This is a genomic window from Microbacterium bovistercoris, assembly GCF_003387575.1.
GTDB classification, from domain to species: domain Bacteria; phylum Actinomycetota; class Actinomycetes; order Actinomycetales; family Microbacteriaceae; genus Microbacterium; species Microbacterium bovistercoris.
This window is the reverse complement of record NZ_QUAB01000046.1, coordinates 23,300-43,635: the sequence shown is the minus strand read 5'-3', so window position 1 is coordinate 43,635 and position 20,336 is coordinate 23,300. Positions and strand designations below refer to the sequence as shown.

The 20,336-nt window shown below is 69.5% G+C and carries 17 protein-coding genes and 1 tRNA gene; 9 read left to right on the top strand and 9 right to left on the bottom strand.

The window, feature by feature from the left end:
• Positions 1-50 precede the first annotated feature (50 nt).
• The 6 genes from dusB (at position 51) to DY023_RS13485 (ending at position 6,065) form a co-directional block, all read left to right on the top strand.
• Positions 51-1,202, top strand: coding sequence for a tRNA dihydrouridine synthase DusB (gene dusB / locus DY023_RS13510; protein WP_116242863.1), 1,152 nt, complete (start codon positions 51-53; stop codon positions 1,200-1,202).
• Positions 1,192-2,586 carry a deoxyguanosinetriphosphate triphosphohydrolase gene (locus tag DY023_RS13505; protein ID WP_116242862.1) on the top strand — a complete coding sequence of 465 codons (1,395 nt, stop codon included), beginning with the start codon at positions 1,192-1,194 and terminating at the stop codon, positions 2,584-2,586. The genes dusB and DY023_RS13505 overlap by 11 nt, the downstream gene beginning before the upstream one ends.
• Positions 2,586-4,463: a DNA primase gene (dnaG, locus tag DY023_RS13500; protein WP_116242861.1), complete on the top strand. Its 1,878-nt coding sequence runs from the start codon at positions 2,586-2,588 to the stop codon at positions 4,461-4,463. The genes DY023_RS13505 and dnaG overlap by 1 nt, the downstream gene beginning before the upstream one ends.
• Positions 4,464-4,498: 35 nt before the next feature.
• Positions 4,499-5,269 carry an ATP-binding cassette domain-containing protein gene (locus DY023_RS13495; RefSeq protein WP_116242860.1) on the top strand — a complete coding sequence of 257 codons (771 nt, stop codon included), beginning with the start codon at positions 4,499-4,501 and terminating at the stop codon, positions 5,267-5,269.
• A 97-nt stretch (positions 5,270-5,366) separates the two neighbouring features.
• A tRNA-Asn gene (locus tag DY023_RS13490) sits at positions 5,367-5,442 on the top strand.
• 158 nt (positions 5,443-5,600) lie between these two features.
• Positions 5,601-6,065, top strand: coding sequence for a VOC family protein (locus tag DY023_RS13485; protein ID WP_116242859.1), 465 nt, complete (start codon positions 5,601-5,603; stop codon positions 6,063-6,065).
• A 53-nt stretch (positions 6,066-6,118) separates the two neighbouring features.
• On the opposite strand, the gene def is transcribed toward DY023_RS13485, so the two are convergent.
• Positions 6,119-6,685, bottom strand: coding sequence for a peptide deformylase (def, locus tag DY023_RS13480; protein ID WP_116242858.1), 567 nt, complete (start codon positions 6,683-6,685; stop codon positions 6,119-6,121).
• A gap of 70 nt (positions 6,686-6,755) precedes the next feature.
• Between def and DY023_RS13475 the strand changes: the two genes are divergently transcribed.
• Positions 6,756-7,796, top strand: a complete 1,041-nt coding sequence (locus DY023_RS13475) for a DMT family transporter (RefSeq protein ID WP_116242857.1) — start codon at positions 6,756-6,758, stop codon at positions 7,794-7,796.
• On the opposite strand, the gene pgl is transcribed toward DY023_RS13475, so the two are convergent.
• From pgl to tkt, 6 genes are read right to left on the bottom strand one after another with little or no spacing between them, the layout of a single operon-like run.
• Positions 7,790-8,566 (bottom strand): 6-phosphogluconolactonase, encoded by a 777-nt coding sequence (pgl, locus tag DY023_RS13470; RefSeq protein WP_116243097.1) that lies wholly within the window; start codon positions 8,564-8,566, stop codon positions 7,790-7,792. The two genes, DY023_RS13475 and pgl, sit on opposite strands and share 7 nt — an antisense overlap.
• 2 nt (positions 8,567-8,568) lie before the next feature.
• Entirely contained in the window at positions 8,569-9,504 is a 936-nt protein-coding gene (locus DY023_RS13465) for a glucose-6-phosphate dehydrogenase assembly protein OpcA (protein ID WP_116242856.1), read from the bottom strand.
• Positions 9,501-11,045, bottom strand: coding sequence for a glucose-6-phosphate dehydrogenase (zwf, locus tag DY023_RS13460; protein ID WP_116242855.1), 1,545 nt, complete (start codon positions 11,043-11,045; stop codon positions 9,501-9,503). Before zwf ends, DY023_RS13465 begins: the two co-directional genes overlap by 4 nt.
• A 39-nt stretch (positions 11,046-11,084) precedes the next feature.
• Complete coding sequence (locus tag DY023_RS13455) at positions 11,085-12,689, bottom strand: glucose-6-phosphate isomerase (protein WP_116242854.1); 1,605 nt, start codon at positions 12,687-12,689, stop codon at positions 11,085-11,087.
• Entirely contained in the window at positions 12,686-13,798 is a 1,113-nt protein-coding gene (gene tal, locus DY023_RS13450; protein ID WP_116242853.1) for a transaldolase, read from the bottom strand. Before tal ends, DY023_RS13455 begins: the two co-directional genes overlap by 4 nt.
• Positions 13,795-15,891: a transketolase gene (gene tkt, locus DY023_RS13445; protein ID WP_116242852.1), complete on the bottom strand. Its 2,097-nt coding sequence runs from the start codon at positions 15,889-15,891 to the stop codon at positions 13,795-13,797. Before tkt ends, tal begins: the two co-directional genes overlap by 4 nt.
• A gap of 227 nt (positions 15,892-16,118) precedes the next feature.
• Here tkt and DY023_RS13440 point away from each other — a divergent pair, with 227 nt between their 5' ends.
• Positions 16,119-17,051 carry a heme o synthase gene (locus tag DY023_RS13440; protein ID WP_425453467.1) on the top strand — a complete coding sequence of 311 codons (933 nt, stop codon included), beginning with the start codon at positions 16,119-16,121 and terminating at the stop codon, positions 17,049-17,051.
• Between the two features lie 55 nt (positions 17,052-17,106).
• Here the strand turns inward: DY023_RS13440 and DY023_RS13435 are convergent, their stop codons facing one another.
• Both DY023_RS13435 and DY023_RS13430 read right to left on the bottom strand, forming a co-directional pair.
• Positions 17,107-17,517, bottom strand: coding sequence for a hypothetical protein (locus DY023_RS13435; RefSeq protein WP_245958706.1), 411 nt, complete (start codon positions 17,515-17,517; stop codon positions 17,107-17,109).
• A 45-nt stretch (positions 17,518-17,562) separates the two neighbouring features.
• Entirely contained in the window at positions 17,563-18,684 is a 1,122-nt protein-coding gene (locus DY023_RS13430; RefSeq protein WP_116242850.1) for a COX15/CtaA family protein, read from the bottom strand.
• 232 nt (positions 18,685-18,916) lie between these two features.
• On the opposite strand from DY023_RS13430, the gene sufB reads away from it, so the two are divergent.
• On the top strand, positions 18,917-20,335 hold the full coding sequence (gene sufB / locus DY023_RS13425; protein WP_116242849.1) for a Fe-S cluster assembly protein SufB: 1,419 nt from the start codon (positions 18,917-18,919) through the stop codon (positions 20,333-20,335).
• Position 20,336: the final 1 nt, after the last annotated feature.

Here is a 20,336-nt window from a genome sequence, read left to right as displayed (position 1 = left end):
TATGTTCGGTGCCGCCGAGCAGCGCCGGATTCTGGGAGAATGGAGGGGATATGTCTGTTGTCACCGCCCCCGCCAGCGCCCTCCGCATCGGCCCGATCGAGCTCGACGTGCCTGTGGTCCTCGCACCCATGGCCGGGATCACCAACACCGCCTTCCGCCGGCTCTGCCGCGAGTACGGCGCCGGTCTCTACGTCAGCGAGATGATCACCTCGCGGGCGCTCGTGGAGCGCAACGCCATCACGATGCGCCTCATCCAGCATCACGAGTCGGAGACTCCGCGCTCGATCCAGCTCTACGGTGTCGACCCGGCGACCATCGCCGAGGCCGTCCGCATCATCGTCGCCGAGGACCGGGCCGACCACATCGACCTGAACTTCGGCTGCCCCGTGCCCAAAGTCACCCGCAAGGGCGGGGGAGCGGCGCTGCCCTGGAAGACCACCCTGTTCGCCGACATCGTCGACCGCGCCGTCAAGGCGGCCGGCGACGTGCCGCTGACGGTCAAGATGCGCAAGGGCATCGACAAGAACCACCTCACGTTCATCGACGCGGGTCGCGCGGCGGAGGACGCCGGGGCCGCGGCCGTCGCGCTGCACGCGCGCACCGCCGGCGAGTACTACTCGGGTCACGCGGACTGGGCGGCGATCGGCGAGCTCAAGCAGGCCGTCACCAGCATCCCCGTGCTGGGCAACGGCGACATCTGGTCGGCCGACGACGCGGTGCGGATGATGGCCGAGACCGGCGCCGACGGCGTGGTCGTCGGACGCGGATGCCTCGGACGTCCGTGGCTGTTCGGCGAACTGGCATCCGCCTTCGGCGGCGAGGGCGTGCACGTCGACGCGACGCTGCAGTTCGTCGCCGCGGCCTTCCGCCGGCACGCGGAGCTGCTGGTCGAGTTCTTCGAGGACGAGGACCGCGGATGCAAGGACATCCGCAAGCACGTCGCCTGGTACTTCAAGGGCTATCCCGTCGGCGGCGAGCTGCGCGCGGCCCTCGCACGTGCGTCCACACTGCAGGAGATCGACGACCTGCTCGGCACGCTCGGTGACGCCCCCTACCCCGGAGCCGGTGCCGAGGGACAGCGCGGACGGGCCGGCTCCCCGAAGCGCACGGCACTGCCGGATGGCTGGCTGGACTCGCGCGAGATCGGGTCCGACACCGGCGAGATGATGCGAGGAGCGGAGATCGAGAACAGTGGCGGCTGACCCGCAGGCAGGCTCAGCGGCCGGGTTCGGGGACGGCTACGACGCGCATGACGCGGAGCGCTTCTTCGCCGAGACCCACCGCTCCGAGCGCGACGACTTCGCGCGCGACCGCGCCCGCGTGCTGCACTCGGCAGCCCTGCGCCGCCTGGCGGCGAAGACGCAGGTGCTCAGCCCGGCGAGTACGGCTGACTTCGCCCGCAACCGCCTGACGCACTCGCTCGAAGTCGCCCAGGTCGGCCGCGAGCTCGCGGTCGCCCTCGGCGTCTCGGCCGACGTGGTCGACACCGCCTGCCTGAGTCACGACCTCGGGCATCCGCCCTTCGGGCACAACGGCGAGCGCGCTCTGAACGAGTGGGCCGAGAACATCGGCGGCTTCGAGGGCAATGCGCAGTCGCTGCGCATCCTCACCCGCCTCGAGGCCAAAGTGCTCGATGACGGCGACAGGTCCGTGGGACTCAATCTCACCCGCGCCAGCCTCGATGCGACCTGCAAGTACCCCTGGACGGTCGACAGCCCCGTCCCGGATCCGGGCGGCCGGCTGAAATTCGGCGTCTATCCCGACGACGAGGCCGTGTTCCGCTGGATGCGCGAGGGAGCCCCGGGGCGGCTGCGCTGCATCGAGGCCGAGATCATGGATCTCTCCGACGACATCGCGTACTCGGTGCACGATTTCGAGGACGCGATCGTCAACGGGTACCTCGACGTCGCGCAGCTCTCGGACCCGGTCGAGCACCACGCACTCGTCAGCCGCATCCAGCAGTGGGTCGGCTACGACTTCACCCGCGACGAGCTCGCCGATGCGCTGTACCGGCTGAACTCCCAGCCGATGTGGCTGAAGTCCTTCGACCGCTCGCGCCGCGACCTCGCCCGGCTGAAGAACCTCACCAGCGACATGATCGGGCGCTTCGCACGGGCATCCGTGTCGGCGACGCGTGCGGAGTACGGAGGTCCTTCGCTCGCGCGGTACAACGCGCATGTCGTCGTGCCGCGCGTGGTCGAGGCCGAGATCGCCGTGCTGAAGGGCATCATGGGCCAGGCGATCGTCACGATCGACGCGCGCCGCGGCGTGTACAAGGAGCAGCGCCGCGTGCTGAAGCGGCTCGCCGACGCCCTGTGGTCGACCGACGCGCTCTGGACGGCCGGCGCCGATGTGCTCGAGCCGGCGTTCGCCGCCGACTTCCACGACGCCGAGACCGACTATCAGCGCGCCAGGGTCGTGGTCGACCAGATCGCGAGCCTGACCGATCAGACCGCGGTGGACTGGCACAACCGTCTGGTCGGCGACATCGATCCCGCCGAGGTCGGCATCTGGTCGCCTCGTCACGCCCGGCCCGGCGCCCGCGCGCGGATCGCCGCGGCGACGACAGCCGAGGGGGCGCGCTGATGCCGCGCATCCTGCAGGCCGACATCGACGAGGTCAAGTCGCGCACCAACATCGCCGACATCGTGGGGGAGCGGGTCGCCCTGAAATCAGCGGGGGTCGGATCGCTGAAGGGGCTGTGCCCGTTCCACGACGAGAAGAGCCCGAGTTTCCACGTGCGGCCGCAGGTCGGCTTCTACCACTGCTTCGGATGCGGGGCGTCCGGCGACGTGTACTCGTTCCTGCGCGAGATGGACCACGTCAGCTTCACCGAGGCCGTCGAGCGACTCGCGGGGCGCATCGGCTACTCGCTGCACTACGAGGACGGCGGGGCGGCCCCCGAGACCAGCGGGCGAAGCAGGCTGTACGCGGCGAACACCGCCGCGGCGGAGTTCTTCCGCTCGCAGCTGCTGAGCCCCGAGGCCGAGGTCGCCAGGGCGTTCCTCGGCCAGCGCGGCTTCGACGCCGGTGCTGCCGCGCACTTCGGCGTCGGCTTCGCCCCCCGGGGCTGGGACGGCATGCTGAAGGCGTTGACCGCTCAGGGCTTCACCCGCGAAGAGCTCAGCAACGCCGGTCTGGTCTCCACCGGCCAGCGCGGGGTGTACGACCGCTTCCGCGGACGGCTGGTGTGGCCGATCCGCGACGTCACAGGGCAGACGATCGGCTTCGGCGCGCGCAGGCTCTTCGACGACGACAAGGGTCCGAAGTACCTGAACACGCCTGAGACCCCGATCTACAAGAAGGCGCAGGTGCTGTACGGGCTCGACCTCGCCAAGCGCGACATCGCCCGCGGCGACCCCCGCCGCGTCGTCGTGGTCGAGGGGTACACCGATGTGATGGCCTGCCACCTCGCCGGCGTCACCACCGCGATCGCCACCTGCGGCACCGCGTTCGGCGCCGAGCACATCAAGGTGCTGCGCCGCGTGATGGGCGATGTCTCGGGATCGGGCGAGGTGGTCTTCACGTTCGACGGCGACGAGGCGGGTCAGAAGGCCGCGCTGCGAGCCTTCTCGGAGGACTCCCGGTTCACCGCGCAGACCTTCGTCGCGGTCGCGCCCGACGGGCTCGACCCCTGCGAGCTGCGCCTGCAGCGGGGGGATGCCGCGGTACGCGGCCTCATCGACACGAAGGTGCCGATGTTCGAATTCGCGATCGACCGCAAGCTGTCGGGCTTCGACCTCTCCACCGTCGAAGGGCAGGTGGGCGCGCTGCGCGCCGCCGCCCCGATCGTCGCCGAGATCCGCGACGAGCTGCTCCGGCCCGGCTACGAGCGCGTGCTGGCGCGACGGCTGGGCATGGACCCGACCGCCGTGCACGCCGAGGTGCGCAGAGCGCCGCACAGCGGCGGACAGGGGACGCAGCGGCGCGAGACCTCCCCGCAGCCCGGGGCGCCTTCCATGCCGGCGGAGCCGGACTCCGGGGCACCCGCGATGTCGATCGTCACTCTGGCGAGCCTGCCGCGCAGCGCCGAAGTGGCGCTGGAGCGGGACACGCTCATCGGCGCGCTCCAGTACGGCCACCAGGCTGACACCGACATGCTGCGCCGAGGGCTGCAGCATCCGTTCCGTCATCCGGCTCTGGAGGCCGTGCGCGAGGCCGTCGCGGTCGCCGACTGGACGCGCCCCAACTGGTCCGTCGAAGCGGTGAACGCCGTGCGGGAGCCCTACCGCTCCCTTGGCGGGGAACTCCTGATGACCTCGTTCCCTGCGCGTGACGAGCAGGGAGCCGTGGCATCCACCACCGATCTCGCGCGTCGCCTGATCATCCGTAGCATCGAGCAGGAGAAGAACGAGCTGCTCGGGGCGGTGCAGCGCGTGCCCGCGGAGTCCGACGGCGGCAGGGCGCTGCGGGTGCGGCTGCGAGATCTGGACGCCGAGAGACAGCGCTTCTCCGAGTCGTAGGCGCGGAGCGCCGGTGCGTCGGGCAGGATGGGGAGATGCCCCGCAACACCAGTGACGCCGCGATCGACTGCTCCGACCTGGTCATCGACAGGGTCGGGCACGGAGGCGCGACCAGAGCGGTCGACGGTGTGACCTTCACCCTTCCTCCCGGTGAGCTGCTCTGCGTCGCGGGACCCACCGGATCGGGGAAGTCGACCCTGGTGGTGGCGCTCGCAGGTCGTGAGGATCCGTCGGTGCGGATCGTCGGCGGTCGCGCGCAGGTGTGCGGCATCGACGCGCGCCGAGGCGGGCGGAAGAAGCGGATGCTGGGCGCGCTCACCGGCTTCGTCGGTCAGGGCGCAGGAGGGGACCTGCCGCCGCGTCTCACCGCGGGTGAGATCATCAGCGAGCCGATCACGCTCCGCGAGCGCAAGGTCAACAGCAGGGCGCTCGCGATCCGCGTGGCCACCCTGCTCGACGAACTGCATCTGCCGCTGGGAGCCGCGAACAAGTTCCCCTACGAGCTCAGCGCGGGGATGCGTCAGCGCGTGGCGATCGCGCGAGCGCTGGTGATGGAGCCCCGCGTGCTCATCGCGGACGAACCTCTGGCCAACCTCGACCCGGAGGTGCGCCATGTCGTCTTCGACGCCATCACGCGGCGCCGCCAGGAGCGAGCGATGGCCGCGCTGATGGTCACCAACGACGCGGCCTTCATCAGGGAACTGAACGCCGCCTCGCTCATGCTGCGCGGCGGCCACGTCGTCGCCCGCGGGGTAGGCAGGAACATGATCTGGGCGCCGAACGCCGAGGCCGATTCGCAGCGCTGAGCGCGGCACGCCCGGGGCGCTCGTCGTGTTCTTGAGCACCTCCGGAGTTTGCTAAGCTTGTCGAGTTGCCCGCCCGCGGGTGGCACGCCAGAGATGATCCCCTGTAGCTCAATTGGCAGAGCAGCCGACTGTTAATCGGCAGGTTGATGGTTCGAGTCCATCCGGGGGAGCCACAGGCCCGGCCTCTTCAGAGGCCGGGCCTTCTTCTTTCCGATCCGACCCCGCGCGCCGGATAATTCTCAAGTGATCTTCGCGCCGATGTCGAGGACGGCGAACCGGCTCCGACTCACATATGAAGCCGCCGAACGGGCGGCCCTATGGAAGGAATCGAATGCCTCGCATCACCCCCAACCTCTGGTTCGACGGACAGGCCCTCGACGCGGCGGAGTACTACGTGTCGGTCTTTCCGGACTCACGCATCACCGATGTCAGCCGCATGGGTGACGGCGGGCCGGTCCTGACCGTCTCGTTCGAGCTGGACGGGCAGACGTTCCTCGGACTCAACGGCGGGCCGCAGTTCCCGTTCACCGAGGCGGTGTCATTCGTGATCGACTGCGCCGATCAGGCCGAGGTCGACCGCTACTGGGACGAACTCGTCTCGAACGGCGGCGAGGAGAGCCGCTGTGGTTGGCTGAAGGATCGCTTCGGGCTCTCCTGGCAGGTCGTGCCGCAGGCGCTCGTCGAACTGCTCACCGACCCGGATCCGCGCCGTGCGGCAGCTGCCGGCGCGGCGCTGCAAGGCATGAACCGCATCGACGTCGCCGCGCTGCGTGCGGCGGCCGACGCCGCGGTCTGACGGCGCCCTCAGCGGTCCCGTCTCGGAGCGGGGCCGCGGCGTTCTCAGGGGGTTCAGCCCTCGAGGTCGTCGACGCCGGGCATCCAGCTCTTGCCGGGGCGGCCCCACCCGCGTTTGCGGGCGATCTTCTGCGCCGTCTTCCAGTCGCCGTCCGAGAGCCGGTCGACGTAGAGGATGCCGTCCAGGTGGTCGAACTCGTGCTGCATGATGCGAGCACGCCAGCCGTCCACCTCGATGCGCACGGGTTCGCCCTCGAGGTCGGTCCCGGTGACCAGGACACGGTCGGAGCGACGCAGCGGGAACCGCTCGCCGGGGAACGACAGGCATCCCTCCGACTCGAGGTCGGGATCGGGGGAGCCGGGCTCGGGCGGGGTCATCCAGAGCACCGGGTTCAGGATCGCGCCGCGCCACGGCTGCTCGTCGTCGTCGACATACGAGTAGGTGTAGATGCGCAGGGCGACGCCGACCTGCGGGGCGGCCAGGCCCACTCCGGGAGCGATGTCCATGGTCTCGAACATGTCCGCGACCAGCGTCCGGATCTCGTCCGTGACCTCACCCACCTCGTCCGCGCGTGCGTGCAGAACCGGGTCTCCCATGATGCGGATGGCAAGAACAGTCACGCCACAACCCTACTGTGCGCCGGGTTCGCTCACCGTGCCGGGTACAGTCGTACGTGTGAATGGAGCGGGGATGGCGGGGGATGTCACGGACCAGCTGGTCGGGGTTTTCGAGAACCCCGGGCTGTTGATGGGCATTCCGCTCGCTCTGGCCGGTGCCGTGTTCATGTCGCTGGGCGCGCAGTACCAGCACCGCGGTGTGGAGAAGGTCGAACGGATCACGGGCACGCAGGGTGCCACTGGTCTCTCGATGGGGCAGTTGAAGCATCTGCTCACGCGGCCGTCCTGGCTGATCGGCACGCTCATGCTCGGGCTCGCGGTCGTGTGTCAGCTCGCCGCCCTGGCAGTGGCACCGCTGATCGTCGTACAGCCTCTCGGCGCCATCGCGCTGGTCATCACGACCCTGCTGAACGCCCGCATCTCCGGGCACTCGCCGACACGGCAGTCGCTCACCGCGATCTTCGCCTGCGTGGGCGGCATCTTCCTCTTCGTCACGCTGGCGGCGATCTACGCGACCGAGCGACCCATCACCGAACGCGATCTGTTCGTGATCCTCGCGATCCTGCTCGTCGTGATCATCGCGCTGTTCGTCTGCTGGCTGGTGCTGCGGCACCGGATGCGGGCGCTCTTCTACGTCACCGGCGCCGGCATCCTGTACGGTTTCGTCGCCACTCTGGCGAAGGCGGTGATCAGCCGCATCCAGGCCGGGGAGTTCGACTGGGTGACTCTGGTCTGCGTGATCGCCCTGATCTCCGCGGCGATCGCCGGTGGCTACTTCGTCCAGACGGCCTACGCGTCAGGGCCGCCCGACCTCGTGATCGCCGGCCTCACGGTGATCGATCCGATCGTGGCCGTGCTCATCGGCATCCTCGTGCTCGGCGAGGCCGACGCCGCGCCGCTGTGGGTGCAGATCGGGTTCGCCGTCGCAGGCGGGATCGCCGTGTGGGGCGTGTTCGGCCTCGCCCGATACCACCCGCAGATCATCAGCGAGAGCCAGGAGCACGCGATCACGCGGGGGAGCAGCACCGCATCAACAGGCCCCGCCACGCAGCAGACCGAAGCGGGGACGCCGCAGAACGGCTCCGCGGACAGCCCGGACGAACCCGCTCAGTAATCCAGATCGATCAGATCGGGAGAGACCTCCGAGGCGGCGGCCTCGTCGACGAAGAAGACCGTACGCCGACGGCCCTTGGCCCCGGCGGCCGGAACACTCGCGTAACTCGCACCGGCCAGCGCGAGACCGAGCGCTGAGGCCTTGTCGGCACCGGTGAGCACCAACCAGACGCGCTTCGACGCGTTGATCACGGGGCGGGTCAGCGTGATGCGCTCCGGCGGGGGCTTCGGGGAATCCCGCACAGGCAGCACCGCGGCATCCGTCACCGTCACCTCGGGACGATCCGGGAACAGCGAGGCGATATGCCCGTCCGGCCCGACGCCGAGGAAGCACACCGCGAACGACGGCCAGGGACGCTCGTCCGTGCCGTAGCGCGCCAGTTCGGCCGCATAGGCCGCCGCCGCCTCGTCCAGGGTCATCTCGCCCGGTTCGGCAGCCTCGTGCACGTTCTCGGCGGGCACAGGGATGCGGTCGAGCAGGGCGCGGCGGGACTGCAGCGAGTTGCGGTCGGCATCGTCACGGGCGACGAAGCGCTCATCACCCCACCAGAAGTGCACCAGCGACCAGTCGATCTTCGCCGCACGAGGATGCTCGGCGGCAGCGGCGAGGACGGCGCCGCCCATCGAACCGCCGGTCAGGCAGACGTGGGCGACGCGGCCATCCCTGGTGCGGGCGCGCAACCTGGTCAGGAAGCGGTCGGCGACCCTGTCGGCGAGCTCCGCCGGAGTCGGTTCGACGACGACCGTCTTCACCGCGCGCGCCTGCTCCATCGTCATGCTCCCGTTTCCGGCGGCCCCAGCCGCTCCCAGCCATCGGTGATGACTCGACCGTACAGCACGTCCGCATCGAGGGTGCGCAGCTCCTCGGCCAGGCATTCGCGCAGCGTGCGTCGCGGCAGATGCAGCTCCTGGTCGGGCTGACCGGGCTGGGTGAGCAGCGCGACGCCGGGCGACGGGCGCTCCAGCAGGATGTCGCCGGAAGCACGGTGCAGGCGCACCGACTTGATGCCCTCCTGCCAGTGCTCCGGGTCCTCGTAGGACCAGCGCGCCGGCACCTCGAGCGCCTGCTGCAGCCAGGCGGCGAGGAGCGCCGTGGAGGGGGATGCGGCGGCGCCGCGGACCTCGACACCGGTGACGGCCTCGTAGGGCGGCTGGTCCAGGACAGCAGCCAGCTGCTCGCGCCAGTGGGTCAGACGGGTCCAGGCGAGATCCGTGTCTCCGGGTGTGTAGGTGCGCCCCAGCAGCGCGAGCCTGTCGCGCACGTCGGGTGATGTCGCGGCATCCGTGATCCGGCGCTGCGCGATACGGCCCAGCGGAGCCGCCGCGGCGTCGGTCGGCGCCTCGTCGGGCCACCACGCCACCACGGGCGCATCGGGCAGCAGCAGGCCGGTGACGAGGCTCTCCGCGTTGCTCGCTGCCTCGCCGTAGGCGCGCAGCACGACCACGTCGCTCGCCCCGGCGTCGCCGCCGACGCGGATCTGGGCGTCCAGGCGGGACGGTCCATCACCGACGGTGAGGACGATCACCCGCATGGGATGCTCGCGGGAGGCGTCGTTCGCGGCGTCGATCGCTTCCTCCGCCACGCCGTTGCGTGCGGCGATGACGAGCGTCAGCACGCGCCCGAGAGCGACGGCGCCGCCCTCTTCGCGGGTCCTGACGAGCTGCTTGGCGATCTGGCTGACGGTGGTGTCGGGCAGGTCGATGATCACGGGCGTCTCCAGACTCGTCCGTCGCGGGCCAGCAGGGCGTCGGCGGATGCCGGGCCCCAGGAGCCGGGGGCGTACTGCTCGAGCGGACCGCCCTGCGCGGCCCAGTACTCCTCGACAGGGTCGAGGATCTTCCAGGACAACTCGACCTCCTCGTGCCGCGGGAACAGCGGCGGGTCGCCGAGCAGCACGTCCAGGATGAGGCGCTCGTACGCCTCGGGGCTCGCCTCGGTGAAGGCGTGCCCGTAGCCGAAGTCCATGGTCACGTCGCGAACCTGCGTGCCGGCGCCGGGGACCTTCGATCCGAAGCGGATCGTGACGCCCTCGTCGGGCTGCACGCGGATGACCAGAGCGTTCTGCCCGAGCTCGGAGGTGCGGGCGAGCAGATGATGCGGGGCACGCTTGAAGACGACGGCGATCTCGGTGACGCGGCGACCGAGACGCTTGCCGGTCCGCAGGTAGAACGGCACCCCGGCCCAGCGGCGGTTCGCGATCTCCAGCTTCACGGCGGCATAGGTCTCGGTGGTGGACTGGGGGTTCATCCCGTCCTCCTCGAGGAAGCCGTTCACCTTCTCGCCGCCCTGCCAGCCGCCGGCGTACTGGCCGCGCGCGGTGGCGAGCGACAGGTCGGCGGGCAGCTCGACGGCCTCGAGGACCTTCTCCTTCTCGGCGCGGAGGTGTTCGGCCGAGAGGCTGATCGGCTCCTCCATCGCCGTCAGGGCGAGCAGCTGCAGAAGGTGGTTCTGGATGACGTCGCGCGCCGCGCCGATGCCGTCGTAGTACCCGGCGCGACCGCCGACGCCGATGTCCTCGGCCATCGTGATCTGCACGTGATCGATGTGGTTGCGGTTCCAGATCGGCTCGTACAGTTCGTTGGCGAAGCGCAGAGCGAGGATGTTCTGCACCGTCTCCTTGCCGAGGTAGTGATCGATGCGGAAGATCGAGTCCGCGGGGAACGCGACCTCGAGGGCGCTGTTGAGCGCGCGGGCCGAGTCCAGGTCGTTGCCGAACGGCTTCTCGATCACGACACGTCGCCAGCACTGATCATCGTCGCTCGCATCGCCGACGAGCCCGGACTCCTTGAGCTGACGGGCGACCGTCGGGAAGTCCTTCGGCGGGATCGACAGGTAGTAGGCGTGGTTGCCCATCGTGCCGCGTTCGACGTCGAGCTTCTCGACGGTCTCCCGCAGACGGCGGAACGACTCCGGATCGTCGAAGGTGCCCTGCACGAACCGGATGCCCTGCAGCAGGTGCTGCCAGGTCTCCTCGCGGAACGGCGTGCGCGCGTGCTGCTTGACGGCCTCATAGACGACCTGCGCGAAGTCCTGGTCCTCCCAGTCGCGGCGGGCGAAGCCGACCAGGGCGAACCCAGGGGGCAGCAGACCGCGGTTGGCCAGGTCGTACACCGCAGGCATGAGCTTCTTGCGGGACAGATCGCCGGTGACTCCGAAGATCACCAGGGCGCTCGGCCCGGCGATCCGGTTCAGACGGCGGTCGGCGGGATTGCGTAGCGGGTTGTGCCCGCGCGAGATGGATACTGTCATCGGTGGAGTGCCTCGATCGTTGTCACGGTGTCAGTGGGATCACTGAGCGGCTTCGAACAGCGCCATCACATCGGCGGACGTGTCGGCGACGGTCAGGGAGACGACGGGGCGTCGGTGCTGTGCGAGCACGGCGGCATCGCCTGCGGCCTGAGCCTCGATGAGCTGTCCGAAGGTGAACGGACGGTCCGGGATCTCCAGGTCCACGTCGGTGCGCTCCAGGATCTGCAGGAAGACGCCCTGGGCGGGACCGCCCTTGTGGTACTGCCCGGTGGAGTGCAGGAAACGCGGGCCCCATCCGAAGGTGGCGGGACGCCCGGAGTCCGCCGCGACCATCTCGCGCAGTCCCTGCAGCTGGGGCAGGTCTAGGCGGTTCACGTAGGCCTGCACGGCCACGTAGCCGTCATCGGGCAGCTGAGCCCAGAGCGCGTCGAGGACGCCCTCGATCGTGCCGGAGGAAGCCAGGGCCGGGTCGGACACCCGCACCTCGATGCCCTCCTGCACGAATGCGGCAGGGGCGGGCTCGGGACGCGCATCGAGCAGACCGCGCGCCGCGACCTTCGCCGACTCGACGTCGGGCTGGTCGAACGGGTTGATGCCGAGCAGGTAGCCGGCGATCGCGGTGGCGTACTCCCAGAGCACGAACTGCGCGCCGAGCGTGCCGCTGACGAGGATCTCGCCGTGGTGACGCTCTGGCAGATGGAACTCGTCGGCGTCGTCGACGAGGCGCACCAGCTGAAGGTCGGCCGGTGTCGTCTCGACCTCGGGGGAGACCGGCAGCAGCACCACGGGCAGGATGCCGGTGCCCTCCTTGCCGGTGGACTCCGCGATGAGCTGCTCGATCCAGTCCGGCAGCCCGACGATGTGCGTGCCGTCGGTGATCAGGCCGAGCTTGTCGGGGCGCGGGTCGGCGCCGGCGATCGCCGCGGCGAGGCGCAGAGCGGGGTTCGAGGCGGTGTCGATGGCGACCTCGAGCAGCGAGGCCTCCGCCTCGTCGAGCAGCTCGGAGACATCTGCGCCGGCGAGACCGGAGGGCACCAGGCCGAACGCGGTGAGTGCCGAATAGCGGCCGCCAACGTTCGGGTCCGCGTTGAAGACGCGGTACCCGGCCTCGCGCGCGGAGGCGTCGAGCGGCGAACCGGGGTCGGTGACCACGACGATCCGCTCTGCGGGGTCGATGCCGATGTCGCGGAAGGCGGCCTCGAACGTGCGCCGCTGCGAGTCGGTCTCCACGGTCGAGCCGGACTTCGACGACACCACGAGCGCGGTACGCGCGAGGTCGTCGTCGAGAGCGGCCAGCACCTGCCCGGGCGCGGTGGAGTCGAGGATCGTCAGAGGGACGCCCGCGGTCTGGGTGATGACCTCGGGTGCGAGGGACGAGCCGCCCATGCCGGCCAGCACGAAGCGGTCGACGCCCTTGCCTGCGAGCTCCTGGCGCAGAGCCGTGATCTCAGGCACGAGCGGACGCGAGTAGGACACCGCCTCCAGCCAGCCGAGACGGATGGAGGCCTCGGCCTCGGCCTCCGGTCCCCACATCGTGGGGTCGCCGCTGGTGAGGCGGGTCGCGATGAGCTCGGCGACCAGCCGAGGGACGGTGTCCTCGACGGCGGCGGCGACCGCCCCCGAGACGTGGACGGCGACACTCATCGCGCGGCCTCGAGCCCCGCCGCGACCTGGGTGAGGAGGTCGTGCCAGGAGTCGATGAACTTCGCGACGCCCTCGTCCTCGAGCACCTGCGTGACGTCGTCGAAGTCGACCCCGACGGCCTTCAGGCCCTCGAAGACCTCGCGCGACGCCTCGTAGGTCGAGGTCACGGTGTCACCCGTGACGACACCGTGGTCGGCGGTGGCCTCCAGGGTCTTCTCCGGCATGGTGTTCACGACACCGGCGGCGACCAGCTCGGTCACGTAAAGGGTGTCAGGCAGCGCCGGGTCCTTCACACCGGTCGACGCCCACAGCGGGCGCTGCAGGGTGGCACCGGCATCCAGCAGCGCCTTCGCGCGATCGCCCGCGAAGGTCTGCTCGTAGAGCTCGTAGGCGAGTCGCGCGTTGGCGAGGCCCGCCTTGCTCTTCAGCGCGGTGGCCTCGTCCGTGCCGATCGCTGCGAGACGTTTGTCGGTCTCCGTGTCCACGCGGGAGACGAAGAACGAGGCGACCGAGTGGATCGTCGACAGGTCGATGCCCGCAGCCTTCGCGGTCTCGAGACCGGTCAGGTAGGCGTCGATGACCTCGGCGTAGCGCTCCAGGCTGAAGATCAGCGTCACGTTGACGCTGATGCCGGCGCCGATCGTCGCGGCGATGGCGGGCAGGCCCGCCTTGGTCGCGGGGATCTTGACGAGCAGGTTCGGGCGGTCGACGCGGTCCCACAGCTCCTTGGCCTGGGCGATCGTGCCCTCGGTGTCGTGGGCGAGGTCGGGGGAGACCTCGATCGACACACGGCCGTCGACGTGGCCGGTGGCGTCGTAGACCGGGCGGAACACGTCCAGCGCGTCGCGGACGTCCTGCGTGGTCGCCGCGAACACGGCGTCGGCCGCGGTGGCTCCCGACACGGCCAGCTCGTGCACCTGCGCGTCGTACGACGTGTCGTCGGGGTTGGTCATCGAGTTCGCGAAGATCGTCGGGTTGGTGGTGACGCCGACGACGTTGCGGGTGTCGATGAGCTGCTGCAGGTTGCCCGACTGGATGCGGGTGCGGGACAGGTCGTCGAGCCAGATGCTGACGCCGGCGGCCGAGAGGTCTGCGGTGGGGGTGCTCATGCGTTCTCCTTGATGCTCTCGCGCGCCGCCTCGACGACGGCCTCGGCGGTGATGCCGAACTTCTGGAACAGGGTCTTGTAGTCGGCGGAGGCGCCGAAGTGGTCGATGCCGATCGAGCGGCCGCGGTCGCCGACGATGCCCCGCCAGCTCAGCACGGAGCCGGCTTCGACGGAGACGCGGGCGGTGACGGCCTTGGGCAGCACGCTTTCACGGTACGCCTCGTCCTGCTCGGCGAACCACTCCAGCGAGGGCGCCGAGACGACGCGGGCGTTGACGCCCTCGCCGGCCAGCGTCTCACGCGCGGCGACCGCCAGCTGCACCTCGGAGCCCGTGGCGATGAGGATGACGTCCGGCGTGCCGTTCGGCGCCTCGGCGAGCACGTACGCGCCCTTGGCGGTGTTCGCGGCGGAGGCGAACTCGTCGCCGGATGCCGCGCCCGCGCCGCGCGCGAACACGGGGATGTTCTGGCGGGTCAGGGCGATGCCGGTCGGGCCGCCGTGCCGACTGAGGATCTCGAGCCAGGCCGCCGCGGTCTCGTTGGCGTCGGCCGGGCGGACGACGGTGAGGTTCGGGATGGCGCGGAGCGAGGCGAGCTGCTCGATCGGCTGGTGGGTCGGGCCGTCCTCACCGAGCGCGACGGAGTCGTGCGTCCAGACGAAGACGCTCGGCACGTCCATCAACGCGGCCAGGCGCACCGCTGGGCGCATGTAGTCGCTGAAGATGAGGAACGTGCCGCCGAACGGACGGGTCGGGCCGTGCAGCACGATTCCGTTCAGGATCGAGCCCATGGCGTGCTCGCGGATGCCGAAGTGCAGCACGCGGCCGTAGGGGCTGCCGTTCCAGTCGTGCGTGGACCACTCGGCGGGGATGAACGACGGCGCGCCCGAGATCGTGGTGTTGTTCGAGCCGGCCAGGTCGGCCGAGCCGCCCCACAGCTCGGGGAGCTGCGGCGCGAGGGCGTTGATGACCTTGCCGGATGCCGCACGGGTGGAGACCTCGGTGCCGGCCTCGAACACCGGCAGGGCGCCTTCGATGCCCTCGGGGAGCGCGTGCGCCTCGAGCCGGTCCAGCAGCGCCTTGCGCTCGGGGTTGGCGGCGGCCCACGCGTCGAAGGACGTCTGCCAGGCGGCGCGGTCCTCGGCTGCGCGGGCGGCGAGCTCGCGGGTGTGCGCGATGACGCCGTCCTCGACGACGAAGTGCTTCTCGGGGTCGAAGCCGAGCACGACCTTCGTCGCGGCGACCTCGTCGGCACCCAGGGCGTTGCCGTGCACCGACTCGGTGCCGGACTTGTTCGGCGCCGGCCAGCCGATGATGGTCTTCAGGATGATCAGGGTGGGCTTGCCGGTCTCGGCCTTGCCCTGCTCGATCGCGTCGTTCAGCTCCTGCACGTCCTCGACGTACTGTCCGGTGCGGCGCCAGTCGACCTCGAGCACCTGCCAGCCGTAGGACTCGTAGCGCTGACGCACGTCCTCGGTGAAGGCCACGTTCGTGTCGCCCTCGATGGAGATCTGGTTCGAGTCGTAGATCGCGATCAGGTTGCCGAGCTGCTGGTGGCCGGCGAGCGACGACGCCTCGCTGGTCACGCCCTCCTGCAGGTCGCCGTCACCGGCGATCACGTACACGTGGTGGTCGAAGGGGCTGGCGCCCGCCGCAGCATCCGGGTCGAACAGGCCGCGCTCGTAGCGCGAGGCGTAGGCGAAGCCGACCGCCGAGGCGAGGCCCTGGCCGAGCGGACCTGTCGTGATCTCGACGCCCTTCGTGTGCCCGTACTCCGGGTGACCGGGGGTCAGGGAGCCCCAGGTGCGCAGCGACTCGAGGTCGGACAGCTCGAGGCCGAATCCGCCGAGGTAGAGCTGCACATACTGGGTGAGGGAGGAGTGCCCGACCGACAGGATGAAACGGTCGCGGCCGATCCACTGCGTGTCGGCCGGGTCGTGGCGCATCACCCGCTGATACAGCAGGTAGGCCACAGGGGCCAGACTCATCGCCGTGCCCGGGTGGCCGTTCCCCACCTTCTGCACGGCATCCGCAGCCAGCACTCTGGCGGTGTCCACCGCTCGCCGGTCGAGATCGTTCCAGATGACTTCCGTCACGGTTTATGCCCCTTCAGACAAGGAAAAAGGCGCTCGTGCGTGCACGTCCGCGCCGTTACGGAAGGGTATGCGCAGCACATGAGCGCTCCTGGAGATTTTGAGCTTAGCGCTCTACAACGTCGTATTTCAGTGGGTGTCGTTCTCATGTGAAGGATTTCACATGCCTGTTACATGACGACCGGTGCCGTAGACTCGGATGAAACTGTCAGCATCCCACGGAGGAGGCGATCGCGATCTCGACGATGTCGCAGACCGATGCGCGTGCGTACTCGCTCGGTCAGAAGATCCAGGGGTATGTGGCGCTGACGAAGCCGCGTGTGATGGAGCTCCTGCTCGTCTCCACCGTGCCGGTGATGATCCTCGCCAAGGACGGGGCGCCGTTCACCTGGTCCGACGTCGGACTCATCCTCGCGACGGTCTTCGGCGGCGCGATGAGCGCCGGCTCCGCGGCATCCTTCAACATGTACCTCGATCGCGACATCGACGTGCACATGAAGCGCACGAAGAACCGTCCGCTGGTCACGGGCGAGGTGTCACCGCGCGGCGCGCTGGTCTTCTCCTGGGTGCTCGCCGTCGTCTCCACCGCGTGGCTGTGGTGGACGACCAACTGGCTCGCCGCGACCCTGTCCGCCGTCGCGATCTTCTTCTACGTGGTCATCTACACGATGATCCTCAAGCGGCGTACCGAGCAGAACATCATCTGGGGCGGCATCGCCGGCTGCTTCCCGGTGCTGATCGGCTGGACGGCGGTGACCGGCTCGCTCGCCTGGCCGCCGATGGTGCTGTTCGTGCTGGTGTTCCTGTGGACCCCGGCGCACTACTGGCCGCTGTCGATGAAGTACAAGGACGACTACGACGACGTCGACGTGCCGATGCTCGGCGTCACCCGATCCCCGTCACAGGTGGGCCTGCAGGTCATCCTCTACGCCTGGGCGACCGTCGCGTGCTCGCTGCTGCTCATCCCGGTGGCGGGGATGGGCCTGGTCTACACGGTCTCGGCGCTGGTCTTCGGCGGATGGTTCATCTACGAATCCCACCGGCTCTACAACCGTGCCGTGCATCACAACGAGCCGCGCCCGATGCGCGTGTTCCACGCCTCGATCACGTACCTGACACTCATCTTCTTCGCGGTCGCGGTCGACCCGCTGTTGCCGTTCTGATCGAGGGATGACGAAGGGCCGACTCCGTACGCGGAGCCGGCCCTTCGTCTTCCTGTCAGCGGGCGGATGCCGCGCCGACGGGCTCGTCGGGGGAGTCGACCGCCATCGGCCGCTCGTCGTCGACCTCGGCGTCGTCGGCCTCGTCGGCGGCCGGCGCCTCCTGCTCCGCCGACCGGTCGATCGCCTCGACGACCTCAGGCGGCGACTGGGGCACGAGGGCCTTCGCAGCGGCGAGAGCGAGCGCGAGCAGCAGACCGACCACGCCGGCCCCGAGCACGACCGCGCCGAGGACGACCCAGCTCTGCCCGGCGTAGACCTCGACGCCCGTGGCCGTTCCGTCCAGCAGCGCCGACGTCATCGCGCCGATCTGACGGGTGGACAGCCAGCCCCCGACGCCGATCGCGGCGAGCGAGAGCAGCACCAGGAGGAGGTACGGCATGGAACGGAGCAGGGATGTCTTCTTCATGCCCGGAACTCTGCCGCACCCCTCGATGCGAGGGATATGTGCGGCCTATGCGTGGCCTGCGTGCGCCGCGACGGCGGGCGCGTGCTCCGTCGCGACCGGTCGCTTCAGCTTCAGGACGACGACCGTGTACGCCGCGGCCGACAGCGAGGCGAGCATCATGTGGATGCCGACCAGCACCGGAGGCAGCCCGTGCCGGGCCTGCAGCACCCCGACGAGCACCTGCACGAGCACGGTCGCAGTCAGCACGATCAGCCAGTTCCTGGTCGGCAGGCGCAGTACCCAGGCGCTGACCAGCAGCGCGACGATGAGCGCGGCGAGGATGTAGCCGGGCCAGGAGTGCACGTGGGCGAGCCAGGTCGCGTCGAAGCCCGTGCGCTTGATGTCGGCGTCGCCGGAGTGCGGGCCGGAACCCGTGGTGAGCACGCCGAACAGGATGGTGACGGCCAGTGCGAGGCCTGTGACGTGGGTGAGGATCGCGAACCAGCGCGGCACGGCGGTCTCCCGCGGGCCGGGGGCCGCGTACAGGCGCACGAGGTAGGCGGCGGTGACGCAGACCAGCAGCAGTGAGGATGCGTAGTGGAAGCCGACGATGAACGCGTTCAGGTCGGTGAGCACGGCGAAGCCCCCGACGACGGCCTGTGCCATGACGCCGGCGAGCACGATCCAGGCGAGCAGGGCGAGGTCCCGCCGCTGCTCAGTGCGACGAAGCGAGTCGACGGCTCCGGCGATCACTGAGAGCAGCAGCGCCGCCGACATCAGCGCCGCGGAGTATGCGACTCCGAGCACCTCGGCGATCGCGTACACCGCGACGGCCAGCACGACGCCGCCGACCGCGAACCACAGCGCGCGGAGCACCAGGCGACGACCTCCGACCGCGTGCACGGTGAGCAGCACGACCGCCAGCGCTACCAGCCCCACCACGCCAGTCATGGTGCGATTGCCGAACTCGATGAGGCCGTGGATGCCCTGTTCGGGCAGCGGGATCAGGGATTCGGGTGTGCAGAGCGGCCATTCGGAGCATCCGAGACCGGAGCCGGTGAGCCGCACCGCACCGCCGGTGCCGATGATGATGACCTCGGCGAGGAACGAGAGCCAGGCGAACACGCGGAGAGGTCGGTGGATGGCGATGCTCGTCTCGGATCGGGACGTGACGGAACTGGCGTGCATGGCACCTCCGGCCCGCACGCATCCCGGGGAAACGGCTCGGGTGTCGGCGGAACCTGTAGAATCGGATTGTTGCGATGCGCGCGCCGAGCGCGAGACGCATCATCAACAGTTTAGGCGCGATGAACGCGTCGCTGATGAGGGCCCCACAGCGGCATCCCCTCCCTGCTCACTCGACGGGGTCGGGCATGTCGGGGCGGATGACACCGTTTGCGGCCTGTAGAGGAGAGTGTGTATGTCGGATGTGCTGATCGACCGCCCCGAGCTCGAAGGGCTGGGGGTGTACGAGTTCGGCTGGCACGATGAGGACGTCGCCGGCGCCAGCGCGAAGCGCGGCCTGAGCGAAGCCGTCGTGCGCGACATCTCCGGACTCAAGAACGAACCCGAGTGGATGCTGAAGACCCGTCTGAAGGGTCTCGGCCTGTTCGGCCGCAAGCCGATGCCGACCTGGGGTGCGGACCTCAGCGAGATCGACTTCGACAACATCAAGTACTTCGTCCGCTCCACCGAGAAGCAGGCGCAGTCCTGGGAGGACCTCCCCGCGGACATCCGCGAGACTTACGAGCGCCTCGGCATCCCCGAGGCCGAGCGTCAGCGCCTGGTCGCCGGTGTCGCCGCGCAGTACGAGTCCGAGGTGGTCTACCACCAGATCCGCGAGGATCTCGAGCAGCAGGGTGTCATCTTCATGGACACCGACACGGCGCTGCGCGAGCACCCGGAGTTCTTCGAGGAGTACTTCGGCACCGTCATCCCTCCGGGGGACAACAAGTTCGCGGCGCTGAACACCGCTGTCTGGTCGGGTGGCTCGTTCGTCTACGTCCCCAAGGGCGTGCACGTCGAGATCCCCCTGCAGGCCTACTTCCGGATCAACACCGAGAACATGGGCCAGTTCGAGCGCACGCTGATCATCGCCGACGAGGACAGCTACGTGCACTACATCGAGGGCTGCACCGCCCCGATCTACAAGTCCGACTCGCTGCACTCGGCCGTCGTCGAGATCATCGTGAAGAAGAACGCCCGCGTTCGCTACACGACGATCCAGAACTGGTCGAACAACGTCTACAACCTGGTCACCAAGCGCGCCGTGGCGCACGAGGGCGCGACCATGGAGTGGGTCGACGGCAACATCGGCTCCAAGGTGACGATGAAGTACCCGTCGATCTACCTGATGGGCGAGCACGCCAAGGGCGAGACCCTGTCGGTCGCCTTCGCGGGCCCTGGCCAGCACCAGGACGCCGGCGCGAAGATGATCCACATGGCGCCGTACACGCAGTCGTCGATCGTCTCGAAGTCGATCGCCCGCGGCGGCGGCCGCGCCGGCTACCGCGGCGAGGTGCGGGTGGACCCCGCAGCGCACCACTCAGCGAACACCGTGCGCTGCGATGCGCTGCTGGTCGACACGCAGTCCCGCTCCGACACCTATCCGGCGATCGACATCCGCGTCGACGACGTGCAGCTCGGCCACGAGGCGACCGTCTCGAAGGTCAGCGAGGAGCAGCTGTTCTACCTGCAGTCCCGAGGCATGCCGGAGGACGAGGCGATGGCGATGATCGTGCGGGGCTTCATCGAGCCGATCGCCCGAGAGCTGCCGATGGAGTACGCGATGGAGCTGAACAAGCTCATCGAGATGGGCATGGAAGGTTCGGTGGGCTGAC